General features: G+C 44.7%; 20 protein-coding genes. All 20 read right to left on the bottom strand.

The window, feature by feature from the left end; translation table 11 throughout:
- Positions 1-127 precede the first annotated feature (127 nt).
- Positions 128-577 (bottom strand): transcriptional regulator AhrC/ArgR, encoded by a 450-nt coding sequence (gene ahrC, locus ACQCT5_RS21900; protein ID WP_499645144.1) that lies wholly within the window; start codon positions 575-577, stop codon positions 128-130.
- A 120-nt stretch (positions 578-697) separates the two neighbouring features.
- On the bottom strand, positions 698-1,531 hold the full coding sequence (locus tag ACQCT5_RS21895) for a TlyA family RNA methyltransferase (protein WP_499645142.1): 834 nt from the start codon (positions 1,529-1,531) through the stop codon (positions 698-700).
- A gap of 5 nt (positions 1,532-1,536) precedes the next feature.
- Positions 1,537-3,429 carry a 1-deoxy-D-xylulose-5-phosphate synthase gene (gene dxs, locus ACQCT5_RS21890; protein ID WP_499645140.1) on the bottom strand — a complete coding sequence of 631 codons (1,893 nt, stop codon included), beginning with the start codon at positions 3,427-3,429 and terminating at the stop codon, positions 1,537-1,539.
- A gap of 387 nt (positions 3,430-3,816) precedes the next feature.
- Positions 3,817-4,713, bottom strand: coding sequence for a polyprenyl synthetase family protein (locus ACQCT5_RS21885; protein ID WP_499645138.1), 897 nt, complete (start codon positions 4,711-4,713; stop codon positions 3,817-3,819).
- The gene (locus ACQCT5_RS21880) at positions 4,714-4,959 is read right to left on the bottom strand and encodes an exodeoxyribonuclease VII small subunit (RefSeq protein ID WP_386635661.1); all 246 of its coding nucleotides are present in this window, start codon (positions 4,957-4,959) and stop codon (positions 4,714-4,716) included.
- A complete protein-coding gene (xseA, locus tag ACQCT5_RS21875; RefSeq protein WP_499645136.1) occupies positions 4,952-6,307 on the bottom strand; it encodes an exodeoxyribonuclease VII large subunit in 1,356 nt (451 codons plus the stop codon). Before xseA ends, ACQCT5_RS21880 begins: the two co-directional genes overlap by 8 nt.
- A gap of 93 nt (positions 6,308-6,400) precedes the next feature.
- Positions 6,401-7,273, bottom strand: a complete 873-nt coding sequence (folD, locus tag ACQCT5_RS21870) for a bifunctional methylenetetrahydrofolate dehydrogenase/methenyltetrahydrofolate cyclohydrolase FolD (protein WP_499645134.1) — start codon at positions 7,271-7,273, stop codon at positions 6,401-6,403.
- A gap of 222 nt (positions 7,274-7,495) precedes the next feature.
- Complete coding sequence (nusB, locus tag ACQCT5_RS21865) at positions 7,496-7,894, bottom strand: transcription antitermination factor NusB (RefSeq protein ID WP_499645132.1); 399 nt, start codon at positions 7,892-7,894, stop codon at positions 7,496-7,498.
- Positions 7,895-8,275: 381 nt separating this feature from the next.
- On the bottom strand, positions 8,276-8,680 hold the full coding sequence (locus ACQCT5_RS21860; protein WP_386635669.1) for an Asp23/Gls24 family envelope stress response protein: 405 nt from the start codon (positions 8,678-8,680) through the stop codon (positions 8,276-8,278).
- Entirely contained in the window at positions 8,673-10,052 is a 1,380-nt protein-coding gene (gene accC / locus ACQCT5_RS21855) for an acetyl-CoA carboxylase biotin carboxylase subunit (protein ID WP_499645130.1), read from the bottom strand. The genes ACQCT5_RS21860 and accC overlap by 8 nt, the downstream gene beginning before the upstream one ends.
- A gap of 12 nt (positions 10,053-10,064) precedes the next feature.
- Positions 10,065-10,562, bottom strand: a complete 498-nt coding sequence (gene accB / locus ACQCT5_RS21850; protein WP_499645128.1) for an acetyl-CoA carboxylase biotin carboxyl carrier protein — start codon at positions 10,560-10,562, stop codon at positions 10,065-10,067.
- 273 nt (positions 10,563-10,835) lie between these two features.
- Positions 10,836-11,447 (bottom strand): SpoIIIAH-like family protein, encoded by a 612-nt coding sequence (locus ACQCT5_RS21845; RefSeq protein WP_499645126.1) that lies wholly within the window; start codon positions 11,445-11,447, stop codon positions 10,836-10,838.
- A 2-nt stretch (positions 11,448-11,449) separates the two neighbouring features.
- Positions 11,450-12,115 (bottom strand): stage III sporulation protein AG, encoded by a 666-nt coding sequence (gene spoIIIAG / locus ACQCT5_RS21840; protein ID WP_499645124.1) that lies wholly within the window; start codon positions 12,113-12,115, stop codon positions 11,450-11,452.
- 6 nt (positions 12,116-12,121) lie between these two features.
- The gene (gene spoIIIAF / locus ACQCT5_RS21835; RefSeq protein WP_499645122.1) at positions 12,122-12,754 is read right to left on the bottom strand and encodes a stage III sporulation protein AF; all 633 of its coding nucleotides are present in this window, start codon (positions 12,752-12,754) and stop codon (positions 12,122-12,124) included.
- A gap of 15 nt (positions 12,755-12,769) precedes the next feature.
- Positions 12,770-13,939: a stage III sporulation protein AE gene (gene spoIIIAE, locus ACQCT5_RS21830; RefSeq protein ID WP_417899672.1), complete on the bottom strand. Its 1,170-nt coding sequence runs from the start codon at positions 13,937-13,939 to the stop codon at positions 12,770-12,772.
- Between the two features lie 26 nt (positions 13,940-13,965).
- Complete coding sequence (spoIIIAD, locus tag ACQCT5_RS21825; RefSeq protein ID WP_204418101.1) at positions 13,966-14,355, bottom strand: stage III sporulation protein AD; 390 nt, start codon at positions 14,353-14,355, stop codon at positions 13,966-13,968.
- 16 nt (positions 14,356-14,371) lie between these two features.
- Positions 14,372-14,575 carry a stage III sporulation protein AC gene (gene spoIIIAC / locus ACQCT5_RS21820; protein WP_204417341.1) on the bottom strand — a complete coding sequence of 68 codons (204 nt, stop codon included), beginning with the start codon at positions 14,573-14,575 and terminating at the stop codon, positions 14,372-14,374.
- A gap of 19 nt (positions 14,576-14,594) precedes the next feature.
- Entirely contained in the window at positions 14,595-15,110 is a 516-nt protein-coding gene (gene spoIIIAB / locus ACQCT5_RS21815; RefSeq protein WP_499645119.1) for a stage III sporulation protein SpoIIIAB, read from the bottom strand.
- A complete protein-coding gene (gene spoIIIAA, locus ACQCT5_RS21810; RefSeq protein WP_499645181.1) occupies positions 15,107-16,033 on the bottom strand; it encodes a stage III sporulation protein AA in 927 nt (308 codons plus the stop codon). The genes spoIIIAB and spoIIIAA overlap by 4 nt, the downstream gene beginning before the upstream one ends.
- A 62-nt stretch (positions 16,034-16,095) precedes the next feature.
- Positions 16,096-16,377 carry a YqhV family protein gene (locus ACQCT5_RS21805; RefSeq protein WP_499645117.1) on the bottom strand — a complete coding sequence of 94 codons (282 nt, stop codon included), beginning with the start codon at positions 16,375-16,377 and terminating at the stop codon, positions 16,096-16,098.
- Positions 16,378-16,850: the final 473 nt, after the last annotated feature.

Raw genomic sequence — 16,850 nt, 5'->3', positions numbered from 1 at the left:
ATTTCATTGATCTCCGCAAAATTTCATTGATTTCCGGAAATTTTCGTTGATATCGTGAGCGGATTTATCAATAAATTGAAATATTCATCGATATCCACTTCGGGACACAAACAAGCGGCTATAATTTTTAAAGCATATTAATAAATTTTTCCGAGAGCTCTTCGGCTTGCTCTGGGGTACGGCAGATGATCAGGCATGTATCGTCTCCACAGATGGTTCCCAAGATCTCCGGCCAATCGAGATTGTCAATTAATACTCCGATTGCGTTGGCGTTACCGGGCATCGTTTTCATGACGATCATATGACCTGCGATGTCGAGTTTGACGAACGCATCCATCAGGGATCGTTTTAGCTTCTGCAACGGGTTAAAGCGCTGATCGGCTGGTAGGCTATATTTGTATCTGCCGTCCATCATCGGCACCTTTACAAGATGCAGCTCCTTGATATCCCTTGAAACCGTGGCCTGCGTGACGTTGAATCCCGCGCTTTTTAAGCGATCCACCAATTCATCCTGCGTTTCCACTTCACTGTTTGTTATCAATTCTCTTATTTTAATATGTCTTTGCCCCTTGGTCATTTCGGCACCCCTTAAATATATCTATGTTGCATGACAATACCTAGTTTTATGTTAATTCAAACCTTATCATATGTAAAAGAAAACTATCGCCCCACGTGAAAAAAAGGAACAACTGAAAAGTCATTCCCCTTTTTCTGCTTTTAATTGTTGATGAGCCTCTGCAACCACTTGGGAAATGGTATATTTCAGGTGATCTGATCCGGGATCCTTTGGTCCGCACCATTTCAGATGGAGGAGGAATTCGATATTCCCTTCCCCTCCTGTGATTGGTGAAAAGGAGAGGTCTTGCACATCATAGCCTTCTTTTAAGCTGAAATCACGAATCATTTCAAGGACAGCCTCATGGATCTCCGGTTCGCGGACAATCCCTTTTTTACCTACCTGACCTTTACCAGCTTCGAATTGCGGCTTTACGAGTGCCACAACATCACTATCAGGAACAAGCAACGTTTTAAGAACAGGCAGAATCAATTTAAGAGAGATAAATGAAACATCGATGCTTGCAAATTCCGGCATGCCGAATGTCAGGTCAACTGGTGTGACATAGCGGAAATTGGTACGTTCCATTACCACGACACGTTCATCCTGACGAAGCTTCCAGGCAAGCTGGTTATAGCCTACATCAAGTGCATAGCTCCTTTTTGCTCCGTTTTGAAGCGCGCAATCCGTGAAGCCACCGGTGGATGCACCGATATCAAGGAGAATTTTATCATTTACATCCAGATCAAAGACTTTTAGGGCTTTTTCAAGCTTAAGTCCCCCTCTGCTGACGTAAGGTATAAGATTTCCTTTTATCGTCAATGGGGCATCGATTGCCACTTTTTCACCCGGCTTGTCCAAGCGCTGTTCATTTGTATATACGAGTCCTGCCATGATGGAACGCTTAGCCTTTTCGCGTGTTTCTATCAGGCCGCGCTCCACTAATAATACATCTAGTCTTTCTTTTTTCGCCATATGCCCTATGCCCTTTTTTGTTTTCTTCTTGATGAAATCAATTTTACGTTTTCTGCGACTTTAGTAGCCGTCAGATCTATTTCATTCATCAATTCCTTTACACTGCCGTGCTCGATGAATCGGTCTGGAATGCCCATTCTGACAACTCTGTTCGTATAGCCGTTATCGCTTGCGAATTCCACGACTGCACTACCGAATCCTCCTTGGAGCACCGCTTCCTCTATCGTTACAACCGGCATACCTGATTTAAACAGGTCATGCAGCATCGCTTCATCCATCGGTTTGATGAATCGCGCATTTACTACCTTCACCGAAAGTTCATCCTTTGACAAAGCTTCTGCTGCTTCAAGTGCCATGCCTATCGTTGTACCGAATGTCAGGATTGCTGCATCCGTACCTTCCTTCAGCACTTCCCAGGAACCGATCGGGATTTCCTTAAGCTCCTCATCCATTTTCACGCCAAGACCGTTTCCTCTTGGATAGCGGATTGCAATTGGTCCCCCGTCGTATTTGTTGGCTGTATAAACCAGATGCTGGCCTTCATTTTCGTCCTTCGGCATCATCAGCACCATATTAGGAAGATGCCTTAAGAAAGCAATATCAAACACTCCTTGATGGGTTTCCCCGTCCTCACCAACAAGACCTGAACGGTCAATACCAAAGAAGACGTTCAGGTTTTGGCGGCAGACGTCATGTACAACCTGATCATACGCTCTTTGGAGGAATGTGGAATAGATGGCAACAAACGGCTTCAAGCCTTGTGTGGCAAGTCCTGCAGCCATCGTCACGGCATGCTGCTCGGCAATGCCGACATCATACATGCGCTCCGGGAATTCCTTTGCAAAGTTCTCAAGCTTCGACCCGACAGGCATCGCAGGAGTGATGGCAACCACACGCCCATCTTCTCGCGCAATCTTCCTGACGGTCTCACTTACCACACTGCTCCAGGCAGGGGGTGCGCCGACCGGCTTCAGGACATCGCCTGTTTCAATTTTATACGGACCTATTCCATGCCACGTCCCGATCTTATCGGATTCTGCAGGCTCATAGCCCTTCCCTTTTTTCGTCACCACATGAATCAAAACTGGTCCTTCAGTCTTCTTCGCATAATTAAGGTTTTCTATTAAGTCGTTGTAATTATGTCCATCAATCGGTCCGAGATACGTAAACCCGAGCTCTTCGAAGAACATCCCGCTTACTACCAAGTATTTCAAGCTGTCCTTGATTCTTTCTGCCGTGGAAGCCAGTTTCCCGCCTACTGCCGGAATTTTCTTTAATAGCACTTCCAGCTCGTCTTTCACCCAATTATACTTGCCGGCAGTGCGCATTCTTCCTAGCGCACTATGCAGCGCACCAACATTCGGTGCAATCGACATTTCATTATCATTCAGGATCACAATCATGTCTTTCTTTTCATGCCCGATATGATTTAAGGCTTCAAGTGCCATTCCACCTGTCAAGGCGCCGTCTCCGATAATCGGGATAACGTATTCTTTGGTTCCTTTGATGTCACGGGCAGCCGCCATCCCCATAGCTCCGGAAAGAGAGGTGGAGGAATGACCAGTTTCCCATACATCGTGCTCGCTTTCATTGCGTTTCGGGAAACCGCAGAGACCCTTATACTTGCGCAACGTGTTGAATTCACAGGCCCTGCCTGTCAAAATTTTATGTACATAGGCCTGATGCCCAACGTCCCACAGGAATTTGTCTTTCGGGCTGTCAAACACTTTATGAAGAGCGATGGTCAATTCCACCACACCAAGATTCGGACCGATATGTCCTCCGGTAGTTGATAATTGCTCAATCAGAAATTTGCGCACTTCGGCACTTAATCCTTCCAACTCGGCAATTGACATATTTTTAAGAAATTGCGGGCTTGTAATCTTTGTAAGATCCAAAAGGGATCACTCTCTTTCCTTGCTAAATTCGCTTATTTTTATCTTTCGACAGTTCGCAGTTCTGATGGAACCGTTTACTTATGAGCCGTTCCGCCATGGAATGGTACCATTATGCTGCCGCCTGAAAAAATAGCCGCTAACACAAGTGTGATAACGGCGAAAAGCTAAACTCCAATTAATGGCTTCATTCCATTTATAATACAATAGTATAATTCTGCACCTTATATGTTAAGCATTTGTATTTTCTTCACAATTATTTATAAATTTTCACTTGATGTAAGTTTCCTTATGTAGATGGGCAATTAGAGTATGAGATACTACTCTTTAGTTCCATTTACTATATCATAAAAAGAGGAAATGCTCAATTTTCCGTATGTTTTTTGTCGATTAATGGTCCCTTTTGGCAATCAGGTCACAGAGCTGGGCCAAAAGGTCAGATTCTAGCGGCAAGCTTTTCAGCAACTTCTTTGCTTCTTCTATGTGGTGGTTCAGTTTTCCCTTGGCACCTTCCATAGTCAGAAGGGCTGGATAGGTCACTTTTTCATTCAGCGTATCAGAGCCGACTGGTTTGCCTATCTTTTCAGCTTCTCCTTCAATATCAAGGATATCGTCCCGGATTTGAAAAGCGAGTCCAAGATGGTCGGAAAACTCGGAAAGCATGGTCAACTGGTCTTCGGTTGCATCTGCAAGTACGGCACCTGCATAAATGCTATAACCAAGCAGCTTTCCTGTTTTGTTCCGATGGATGTATTCAAGGTCCTCAAGCAGTAGCCGTGCACCTTCCCCTTCCATATCCGCAACCTGTCCACCAACCATTCCAGTGGGACCTGCCGCCTTTGCCAACTCTTTGACAAGCATAAGCACCTTAGATGGGGTAACACCTTTTTCCAGCAGACTCTCCATCACTTCAAAGCTGTAGGTCAGAAGTGCATCTCCTGCAAGAATCGCCATTGCTTCCCCGTATACTTTATGGTTGGTAGGCTTTCCTCTGCGGTAATCATCGTCATCCATGCTCGGTAGATCATCATGGATCAAAGAGTAGGTGTGAATCATTTCTATTGCGCACGCAACAGGAAGACCCAGTTCCTCCTTTTTACCGAAGGAATGTAGAGTTGCAAGGACCAGGAGGGGACGGAGCCTTTTTCCTCCCGCTTTCAGGGAATATTTCATCGATTCTACAAGTACTGACGGGGCATCCATGTTTTCCATATAACTATAGAGCTTATCTTCCACTAACGGTTTTCTATCTTGCAAAAAAGTTTGAAGGTTTGTATGTGTCGACAATTAAGCTTCATCCTCCTGTATCGCAAAGGACTCCAACTCGCCGTTTTCCTTCAGGATCTTTTCCATTTCCCCTTCTACATGGGTAAGCTTGTCATGACAAAGCTTGGAAAGCTTCATTCCTTCTTTATAATGTGAAATGGCCTCTTCCAAGGGAACATCCCCTTCTTCGAGCTTTTCCACAATAGCTTCCAGCTCTCTCATAGCCTCTTCGAATGATACTTCTTTTTTCGTCTTCTTTTCACTCATTGTTTTTTCGCTCCTTTATCTCCTGCACTTCACAATCAAGGGTTCCATCCTGTAAATTAACTTGCAAGGTGTCCCCTATCTTCACCTGTTCTTTACTTTTTACAATTTCTCCACTGCTTGCGTATGCCACGCTATAGCCACGGCTCATTATTTTCAATGGACTTAATCCATCTATTTTGGTTAACTGGTTTTGAAACTCCCATTGCTTCTTTTGCAACGCCTGCTGCATGTATTTTGTCAGCATCTTGGTCTGCTGCTCCAAGGAGCTCTTCTCCAACTCCAGCTGCTTTCTGGGATGGTTGCGCTCGAGCAATGATGATATCTGCAGTTGCTTGTCACGCTTTTTTTCCACAAGCCGCTTCATGGCTGCTTCAAGGTCATCCATCATCCGGTCGAGCTCCTGCTCCTTTTGAACATAGAGGTTTTTCGGGAATCTGAATGCATAGGATTTCTGCAGCGTGGTAAGACGGTCCTTGAATCCTTGCATCAGCTTATTGGAAGCACGGTGCAATCTGAATTTCCGGTCAGTTAGGCGTTCCATCAGCTCATTGATATGAGGGACTGCAAGCTCTGCAGCTGCAGTCGGCGTCGGTGCGCGCATATCTGCAACAAAATCCGCAATCGTAAAGTCGGTCTCATGACCAACTGCTGAAATGATCGGGATCTTTGAGGCGAAAATTTCCCTTGCTACGATTTCCTCGTTAAATGCCCAAAGCTCCTCGATCGACCCGCCGCCACGGCCAACTATGAGCACATCCACTCCATCCAGTTCATGAGCCAGCTTAATCGCCTTGACAATGGATGGCGCTGCATGGGTTCCCTGAACAAGTGCGGGGATGACAACGATGTTCGTGAGGGGATATCTTCTTTTAAGTGTCGTAATGATATCCCGGACAGCCGCTCCTGTCGGGGAAGTGATTACACCCACCGTTTGAGGGTATTTGGGAAGGGGCTTTTTATATGTAGGGGCAAATAGCCCTTCGCTTGAAAGCTTCTTCTTCAGCTCCTCATAGGCAAGATATAGGCTTCCCACTCCATCCGGCTGCATTTCTTTTATGTACATCTGATACGACCCATTCGCCTCATACACGGTTAGCTCCCCGCGCACCAGCACCTTCATTCCTTCTTCCGGTTTAAAGGCGAGGCTTCTGTTCTGTCCGGCAAACATCACAACCTGCAGCCTGGCATTCTGATCCTTCAACGTGAAGTACATATGCCCTCTGCTATGCTGTTTGAAGTTGGATATTTCGCCCTTTAGCCACACATCCTGCAGATGGGGATCGATATCAAATTTTCTTTTTATGTATTTTGTTAAAGCTGTAACTGTCAAGTACATGCGATCACTCATAAGGTCGCTCCTTTGTAACATCCTCTATTATAAAAGAATATGAAAAAAGACGGAAGAACCAATGTTCCATCCATCTCTAAACATACCATATTGTCAGGAAAACGTCTTGTTTGCCCTACCGATTTTTTGTGCAGATTGCAACGTATTCTGGAGGAGCATCGTGATGGTCATCGGGCCGACTCCGCCAGGAACAGGAGTGATATAACTCGCTTTTTCCTTGACTGTATCAAAGTCCACGTCTCCACAAAGCTTTCCAGTTTCGAGTCTATTTACACCTACATCAATGACAATGGCGCCTTCTTTTACAAAATCAGGACCAATGAGCTTTGGTTTTCCAACTGCAGCAATCAGGATATCCGCCTGTTTCGTGATGGAGGCAAGATTCGTTGTGCGCGAATGGCAATATGTTACTGTGGCATCTTCTTTTAATAGTAGCTGCCCAACCGGTTTGCCGACAATATTACTTCTACCGATAACCACAACGTGTTTTCCTGCGATAGGAATGTTCAAAGACTTGATCATTTCCACAATTCCATATGGGGTGCATGGAAGGAATGCCTGTTGATCGATCATCATTTTCCCGATATTCACGGGGTGGAATCCATCCACATCTTTGTCTGGAGAGATACTTTCAATGACTGCAAGTTCGTTTATGTGCTGGGGTAAAGGTAGCTGCACCAAAATTCCATGTACAGTTTTTTCCTGGTTAAAGAAAGTGATGCGTTCCAATAGTTCCTGCTCTGTCAGAGTTTCGGGATAATGCTCCAAAATGCACTGCATCCCCGCTTCTTCACACGCTCTTTGCTTTGCTCGGACGTAGGAATGGGATGCCGGATTATCACCGACAAGAATTACTGCCAAGCTGGGTTGTGTTTGTCTATCCGCTACAAGTTTCTGAACTTCTGTTTTGATGAAGGCTCTTTTCTCTGTTGCTAGTTCTTTTCCAGATACGATTACTGCTGTCATGAATAGCTCCCCCTTAAGCCTGTTACGCTTTATTTATGGCTGTTTTCGCATAGATTGTTGCTTTTGACGTACTTAAAGTAAACTCGTTATATTACTAGTCCTCGTGCTCTTTTCAGTGTAGCAGATTCTTTATCTCTTTGAATAACATGGAGAGAAATGCTGTAAAAAATCCAAGTGCCGATTTTTTACGGACGTAAAATAAAAAACTTTAAGAAAAGAGCTTTATTTATTTTCAAAAGTTGTCTTCACTTTGGATAAAACGGCGTTAATGAAACTACTTGATTTTTCGTCACCAAATACTTTCGCCAATTCAATCGCTTCGTCAATGCTTACATTGACCGGAATTTCCGTTTCGAATTTCATTTCATACACCGTCATTCGAAGAATCGTACGATCGACAGTTCCCAGGCGGTCAAGTGACCATTTTTCCAAGTGCTGCTTCAGAGTGGAATCGATTTCCTCCCGATGCTCCATTGTTCCAAAAACAATATTATTCAGGAAGTCGTCTGCTTTCTCGCCTTCTTCCAACACATTTTGCACTGCTTCTTTCGGTTCTACATCACTAACATCCATTTGGAAGATAGCTTGAAGAGCTTTTTCTCTTGCTTTACTTCGCTTCATTCGTAAATCTCCTTATCGTGCCCAACTAGTATATAAAGATAATAGCACATTTTTATAAAAAAACACACACTTTTCACTCGTTTTTTACATAAAACACATACATTCCTATAATCCTCATTATATTCATTCGTGTTTTCGGATATTTCAACAGGCTTTGGGGAAGCGTTTATTATCCGTTTATTCCATTTTTCAATTCAACATCATCATTACCTAGTTTTCATGGTGTTATTCGTTCCTTTCAAAAAAGGAAAGCGCCTAAAATTGTACCGAACATTGCTATGGAATACAAGTAATTTTTAGTAGTGCACCCTTGGCGTTATGTCCATAAAAAAAGGCAGGCATTCAATCCGTCCTGAATGCCTGCTCTTCAATGTTCGCTATTTAGATTTCCTGTTCTACTTCCACTTCATTCTTTTGCGTCTCAAATTGAACGCCTACCACATGAATGTTCACTTCTGTAATTTCAAGGGCCGTCATGTTCAATAACGCTTGGCGGATGTTGTCCTGGACTTTTTGGGCAACAGTCGGGATGGAAATGCCGAATTGCATCACGCAATACACATCCACTTTGATTCCTTCTTCGGAAAGGTCCACTTTAACACCTTTACCATGATTTTTCTTTCCAAGTCTTTCCACTACTCCTGCAGCGAAGTTTCCACGCATTTGTGAAACTCCTTCCACTTCCGAAGCAGCAATCCCGGCAATCACTTCAATAACTTCTGGAGCTATTTCCACTTTTCCAAGTGAACCGCTATTATCCATTTCCAATAAGTTTCTTTCACTCATGTTCGGACCCTCCTATTATTTTTGAATTCATGACATCATATTTTTCAAGGAATTTCGTATTAAAATTACCTTCTTTAAATTTTTCGTGATCCATTAGTTTCAAATGGAATGGTATCGTGGTATGCACACCTTCGATAATGAATTCGCCTAATGCACGTTTCATTCTGGAAATGGCTTCTTCACGAGTTGCCCCGTAGGTGATCAGCTTTGCTACCATGCTATCATAGTATGGCGGTATGCTATAGCCAGGATAAACAGCCGAATCTACACGAACCCCGAGGCCGCCTGGAGGAAGATACATTTCAATCTTGCCAGGTGATGGCATAAAATTCTTTTCCGGATTTTCAGCATTAATACGACACTCGATGGACCAGCCATTGAAAACAACCTCTTCTTGTGTCAAAGAAAGCTTTTCACCAGACGCCACTCGAATCTGCTCTTTGATCAAGTCGACACCTGTAACCATTTCCGTCACTGGATGCTCCACCTGGATTCGAGTGTTCATTTCCATGAAGTAGAACTTTCTATTTTGATAGTCATAGATAAATTCTATCGTACCTGCACCCGTATAGTCCACTGCTTTCGCCGCTTTTACCGCAGCTTCTCCCATTTCCGCCCGCAATTCAGAATCGAGGACAGGAGATGGAGTTTCCTCCACAAGCTTTTGAAGACGTCGTTGAATCGAGCAATCCCGCTCACCAAGGTGAATCGTGTTCCCATAGGAATCCGCCATCACCTGGATTTCCACATGACGGAAATCTTCAATGAATTTTTCAAGATACACACCAGGGTTTCCAAAGGCTGTTGCTGCCTCCTGCTGTGTAATGGAAATACCTTTTTTCAGTTCCTCTTCATTCCTGGCGACACGGATCCCTTTTCCTCCGCCACCAGCTGTTGCCTTGATGATGACAGGATAGCCGATTTCACTCGCGATTTTCACACCGTCCGTGATGCTCTCGATGATTCCCTGTGAACCAGGCACGATCGGAACATTCGCCTTTTTCATCGTTTCCCTTGCGACATCCTTCGTACCCATTTTGGAAATCGCCTCAGGACTAGGCCCGACAAACGTGATATTGCATTCCCTGCAAAGCTCTGCAAAATCCGAATTCTCCGCAAGGAACCCGTAACCCGGGTGAATGGCATCAGATGCAGTCAATTTTGCCACACTGATGATATTGGTAAAGCTCAAATAACTGTCCTTTGATGCTGTCGGGCCCACACAATAGGCCTCATCCGCAAGCTGTACATGCAAAGAATTCTTATCCGCCTCCGAATAGACAGCGACTGTTTCAATATCCATTTCGCGACAGGCACGAATAATACGCACCGCGATTTCTCCTCTATTTGCAATCAGTAACTTCTTTATCATCATACCCACCCCTTATACTGTTTTTACAAGGAATAAAGGTTGGCCGTACTCCACCAGCTGTCCGTTATCAGCTAACACCTCTACAATCTCGCCTTTAACTTCCGCTTCAATTTCATTAAACAATTTCATCGCTTCCACGATACAAACAACGGAGTTCTCGCCCACTTTATCTCCAGCTTGTACGTATGCCGCAGCATCAGGTGACGGAGAAGCATAGAAAGTTCCTACCATTGGGGAAGTGATCTTATGTAGGTTTTCGTCTTCCACTTTTGGTGTTTCGTTAACAGCTGCAGTAGTTTCCACTTTCGCTTCCACTGCTGCAGGTGCCGCTGCAACTGGTGCTGGAGCCTGTACCGCTTGAGGTTGGGCTGCAACCGGCGCGCTGACCACCATTTGTTCCCCTTGCTTTTTCAATTTGATTTTGGAGCCTTCATGCTCATACAAAAATTCATCTATATTGGATTGGTCAATCAGTTTGATAATTTCTCTAATTTCTTGGATCTTTAACATGTCTTTCACTCCTTAAGTTCCTGTTCTTTTCTTTAGGTGATGGTTTGTTTCATATGTAGACACTCAGTTCATATTCATCATACGATACCAACCATCTAAATTCAACTAGAAATAGTAATAGATGTTATTACCTAGTGCTAAATTAAGTTTAACATGAAAACGCTTTACTACCCTATTGTCTTATTGAAGTTGGATATTGACAAGCTTTTTTACTTCTTAGTTCTGGAAAAAAATAAAACGGGCGATGCCAATGCGCACCACCCGATACTCAACCTATTCGTTTTTGATAGATGCGAAATCGAACACGATGTTTTCGTTTCGAACATCCGTGAATTCACTGCGAACGATGTGGTAGATTTCATTCGCCATTTGCGGATTATGCTCGCCGTTCACTTTTACTGTCACTTTGATTTGCTCTCCAGTTACACGAACGATCGCATCCTCGACGTCTTTTCTGGATTTGATGCTAGTTTCGATCATCAGTTCTTTTCCTGCTACTTGATTCAGCGCGTTCAATTCATCGCGGGCTTTGGAAATTTCCTCGGCAGGTAGCTCCGTGTTGGCCATTTGTTCATTCAGGTCGGCACGCTGCTGACTTCTAACGTTTTCGAGTTCAAGACGAAGTTCTGTGAAGGCTTCATCTCCGGAAATGTATCTTACCACTTCATTTCCTTCTTCTTCCGTTCCTTCGGCTTCTTCACCGTCAGTTCCGGCTGTTCCATCTTCCCCATCACCAGGTTCTTCATTGCCTGCTTGTTCACTGATTCCTGGTACATCTGTTGCCATATTATCAGCTTCCTGATTTCCTAAAAAGTAGTAGACTGATAGAACAAATACTAAGCTTAACATGGTCAGTAACCAGACCGTTTGTTTTTTCAATAGCATGCTTATTCCCCCTTAGATTTTTTTGGAAGGACTGCCACCTTGTGCTGGGGCACATCGAGCACTCGTGTTACAGCTTCCAAAATCATTTGTTTGACATGTATATTTTCAGCGCCCTGTGCTACTACAAGCACACCGCGGATGACTGGCTTTTTTGTTTCCAGTACGATCGGGTGCTCGTCATTCCCTTTTCTTGACATGACAACTTGTTCCTCTTTTGAGCCGTCTGTGACACTACGCTTTCCACCATCTTTGTCAGTTTCTTCCGTCGTTTGTGTGGAGGTGGACTCGTTTTTCTGAAGCACTTTCTTTTCGGTGGCATCGACATTTACTACAACGTTGACTTGGCCTACCCCGATAATTTCTTCCAGTGCCTCTGTCATCTGGCTCTCAAAACTAGCTTCATAGTCAGAGATAGTAGAAGGTACGTTGTCACCATCTTTTTGATTGAACACAGGTGTCTCGGACTCCTGCTGGGTCATTGCTGGAATGGCAGAATTAAATGTTGACGCTTCCTCTTTGCCGAAGAATAGGTTTCCAAACAGCATACATCCGACACCGATTAGTAGGACGACGAGGAAGTACTGCTTTTTAGAAGACTTCTTATCTTTCGATGAATCAAATAAAAGAGATTTTAACCAAGGAATGAATGCTTGATTTTTCTTTTCCACCTTGTACTAATCCCCCCCTTCCACATCTACTGAGATTAATGTTTCGTGTAGTTGCCAACGATCTGATAGGAATGCTGCGATGTTTCCTTCCCTGCCAGAGGTTGGTGAGGAAGGTTCTGGTTTATTAGGTCTGGAGGTGTCAATCTGAACAGGCTTTACTACTGAGATGGCTGTCTCTTCTGTTCCTTCTTTTAAAACTATCACTACCATTTCAAGGTCTTCTTCTGTCGGTACTTTGTTGAGCTGATCTTGATTTTTCACAACAAGATTTACCTCTTTTACAGTTAAACCATATTGTTCCCTCAACTCCTCTTCCACATCTTCTTTCATTTGGACAGCCGCTTGTTCTAAAATATATGCAGAGTGGGAGGCTTGTATTTCTTTTTTCTTCATTTCTATTAAATTTTCTGTATTTTTTTCTGAAATATAGGATGGATGGGTCATCATCTTGGCAAACAGCTCGTCCATGTCTGTCGATAAAAGCTTCAGTATCGGTGTCAGGATAACGACTATCAATAAGAGGCCGATTACGAGCTTCGTATATTTCTGCATGCTCGAACTTGGGAGCAGCATATCTACAACAGTTGCCAGCAGTATAAAAAGGATGATGGTGGTAATCCATTCTGTTAAATAGCTCACGACATTTTCACCTACCTACCGGATCATGACGGTGATGTTACCAGCCGCCACAATGACCGTAATGCTAAGAAAGAACATGAACGAAACGATGGCAAGCGCCGCGAAAATATAGATGATGCTTTTGCTGATGATGTCCAGACACGTGATGACCGTTCCCCCGCCAAGCGGCTGTAGAAGTGCCGCTGCAAGCTTATAGATGATGGCGATCGACAGGATTTTAATAGCAGGAAATGCAGCCAGCAGAATGACCGTCGCCACCCCCAGGATTCCTACAGTATTTTTTAATAGAAGAGAAGCGGTAATGACCGTGTCTGTTGCATCCGTAAACATCCTCCCGATGACCGGGATGAAGTTGCCTGTAACAAACTTGGCGGTCCGTATCGCAATCCCATCCGTTACAGCGGCAGTAGCACCCTGTACTGAAATGACACCGAGAAATATCGTTAAATACATTCCCAGAATCCCGATACTGACATTACGAAGCAGCTGCGCAAGCTGGGTGACTTTATAATGCTCACTCAAGGTGCTGACAATGCTGAGCACTGCAGACAGGAAAAGCAGAGGCAGGACAATATATTGGATCAGCATCCCGCTAGTATTCATCAGGAATAAGATGATAGGATGAAAGAATGCCGCCGAAACGAGTCCTCCAGATGAAGCGATCAGTGCAATGAGTAATGGAACCAAAGCGATGATGAATCCCGTCATGGCGGAGATCGCATCAAGTGTATAGTTGATGACAATATGAAAGCTATTTAGCGCAATGATGATGAGGACCATAAATACGACCGAATAGGCAATTTTACTGACCGTCTTTTGTTCAAAGGCATTTTGCAGGGTCTGCAGGAACATGCTGAAAATCGTGAGCAATATCAGGCTTCCAAGCAACTTTCCATTTGCCAGAAGTTCATAGAAAAGATATTTTACAAACCCTTTCAGCCATTCTTTCAGGGAAAAGGACTTGTCCCCTTTTACAAACTCCATGAACGTCCCTTTCTGGCTTTCCGGAAGATAGCCACCGTATTCATCCATGATTTCTTCCCAGTAGACCTTTATCTCTTCGACTCCCACCCCTTCTATTTGGTCGGTCACAAGTTCTGATGGTGATGAGGGAGATGCTTGTACAGATTGTGGCAGCAGGTTTATTAGGATAAATAGTGAAAAAAATGCTAGAAACACTTTCATCGAATTCCCCCTCCCAAAACTTCTTTTTAAGAAGGTATCAGGTTTATGATTGTTTCGATAATGACGGTGAGGATCGGGATGGCCATCGCAAGAATGAGTATTTTCCCTGCCAACTCGATTTTTGAAGCGATGGCTCCTTGTCCTGCATCCTTGGTGATCTGGGCACCAAACTCGGCTATATAGGCAATCCCGACAATTTTCAAAATCGTTTCCACATAGATCAGGTTCACATTGGCATTTACCGCTATTCGTTCGAGCATCCTTATGACATGGAATACCTGGTCTATCAGGAATAAAAAGATGACACATCCAACGAAAACGACCAGCATGAAAGCGAAGGTGGGTTTCTGTTCCTTGACAATCAGGGCAAGAAATGTGGCAACAAGTCCAAGACCTACTATTTGAATGATTTCGATAGGTCAGCCCCCCTCATCATTGGAACAGGAACACCGATTTGATCTTTTTGAACAGGTCCTCCACAATGCTTGCTACCATGAATAAAATATAAATAAAGCCAAGGAGCGTTACCCAATTTGCATATTCTTCTTTTCCAAGCTGCTTCAGGACGGTATGAAGAAACGCTACCACAATTCCGATTCCCGCTATTTTAAAAATGATATCCACTTCCATGCCCATGAATGCTTCCCCCTATTTTTCACATCAGTAAAATAATGAGCAATAAACCTGACAGCACCCCTAAGCTTTTCACCATTTTTTCATAGCGGATCTGCTTATCCCGTGCCTCCAGTTCCTCCCGTTCCAGATGCGTCATTGCCAGATGTATATGTTTTTGCTGCGTATGCCGGTCATGCTGCCCCAATGTATCCCCGAACTGCTTCATGATCTCCAGCTCCGCCTTCTTGAAAGCGGTCGAGTTCCAAACCTCATCCAAACTTTGGTGCCAAGCATCCTTAGCATGCAGATTTGCTTGTTCCAACTTGTTGGAGAATGTTTCAAAGAACCAGGTGAGTGGCTTATCCATCTGCTTGGCAATATTCCGTGTCGCCTCTGCCAGAGGGGTATGACCGTACATGATCTCCGCCTCCAGGGATTGCAGGGCGACCTTCAACTGGCGCAGCTGCCTCGGCCTTTCGGTCAGATGCCTCGCCGCTTCAAATCCTGCCCATGAAGTAGAGATAATGATTAAAACTGCGCCTATCAATTTGATCATCTTCTCACGCCCTCTTCCCGGTAGATCTCTTCGCCAGCTTCGTTTAAAATGCGTTTGATCGAGCCTGGTCCCCTGCTTCTCGAAAGCTCGACGAACCGCTTGACTGCCCTCAAGCTGATAATCTCACGCAAGGTTGGCCTCATGAGGAGGTCTTCATAGGAAAAGGCATGTACCGACATAAGAAGGCCCACCCCAGCATTTACCGCTTCCATGGTTGCCTCGCTATCTTCCATTCTGCCAATCTCATCAACGACAATGACCTCCGGACTCATGGAGCGGATCAGCATCATCATCCCCTCCGCCTTCGGACACCCATCGAGAACATCCACCCTCAGTCCCAAGTCATGCTGGGGAATCCCTTCCACGCAGCCGGCAATTTCCGATCGTTCATCCACGATTCCCACCTTGCACGAAGCGATATTTTTTTCTTTTATTCCGCTGCTCATCAACCTTGCAAGATCCCTGAGCATGGTCGTCTTTCCGGTCTGAGGCGGTCCGATGATCATGGTGCTAAGCCACCGCTTATGGTAGAGGTATGGAAGCAAGGGCTCCGCCACCCCAATTTTCTGTTTGGCAATCCGGATGTTGAACGAAGATACATCCCTTATCGCCTTCACTTTTCCACTCTCGGTGATCACCTTGCCTGAAAGCCCGATCCGGTGCCCGCCGGTGATGGTGATATAGCCCCGGCGCAGTTCCTCCTCCAAGGCATAAATCGAATACTTGCTTATTTTATTTAATAGATGAGTCCCATCCTCGCTCGTGACGGAGTAGGTGAGAAATACCGGCAGGCCATCCACCATCACCTCCAACGGACGATTGACCCTCACCCGGATTTCCTCCATCCTGTCCATTGTCTCGGGCGAAAGCCTCTCTATGACTTTGGCCAGATTTGGCGGAAGCACGTTCATAATGCTAGCAATCATACAATCCCCTTCTTGTCCCGTTATTACTTACAATGTATGCGGGCCTGGACAATATATGCTCATTTATAGATGCCATATAGGATGAACCCGACTCCGATCGCGATGAATATGAGTTTGGAAAAGGAAATCTCATTCGCCATACTCACCAGGCCAATCATCAAGGTGGAAATGAAAATGACCGGACCGACGACTGCCAGCATCGAGTTCACAACCACCGCCTTCTTGACATCGTTGAGGTAGAGCATAATAAAGGCGGCGGTCAATTCCAGCACCCCTGAAAATATCCGGATGCCCGCCATCGATAAGACTGCCGGATCTATGTTACCTAAAAGCTTTTTCATTTTTGGTTTATCCTCCCTTTTGACGCACACACAATTTAGATTGTCTTGTACAACCTATGCTGGGGCGGGGGTGGGCAGAAGTGGAATTTTGGGAGATTGTGTGGTGGTCGGGTGTCTAAAGAGTTGATTTGATCAAAAAGCACTTCATAACTTGGAGGATGAGCTTTTTAGCGATGCGCTAGGGGTAAAAAGCCCTTCATTACCCCTGTGATAAGCTTTTTGGCGGTGCGCCAGGGTAAAAAGCCCTTCATAGCACGGATGATGAGCTTTTTGGAGGCGTGACCGGGGCAAAAAGCCCTTCATTACCCCTGTGATAAGCTTTTTGGCGGTCCGCCAGGGGTAAAAAAGTCAAGTCCTGGTTATTGTGTAAAATTGTAGGCAATGGTTTCAACCCTACTATTATTATTTTTTTGCGAAACTTCCATGGACTTTTTTCTTCATATCTGGGAAGGGATGTCAAAGGCTTTTCACTT

Source organism: Sutcliffiella halmapala, from assembly GCF_050107295.1.
Taxonomy (GTDB): domain Bacteria; phylum Bacillota; class Bacilli; order Bacillales; family Bacillaceae_I; genus Sutcliffiella_A; species Sutcliffiella_A halmapala_A.
Note: the sequence above shows the minus strand (reverse complement) of the source record. Positions and strands in the feature narration are given on the sequence as shown.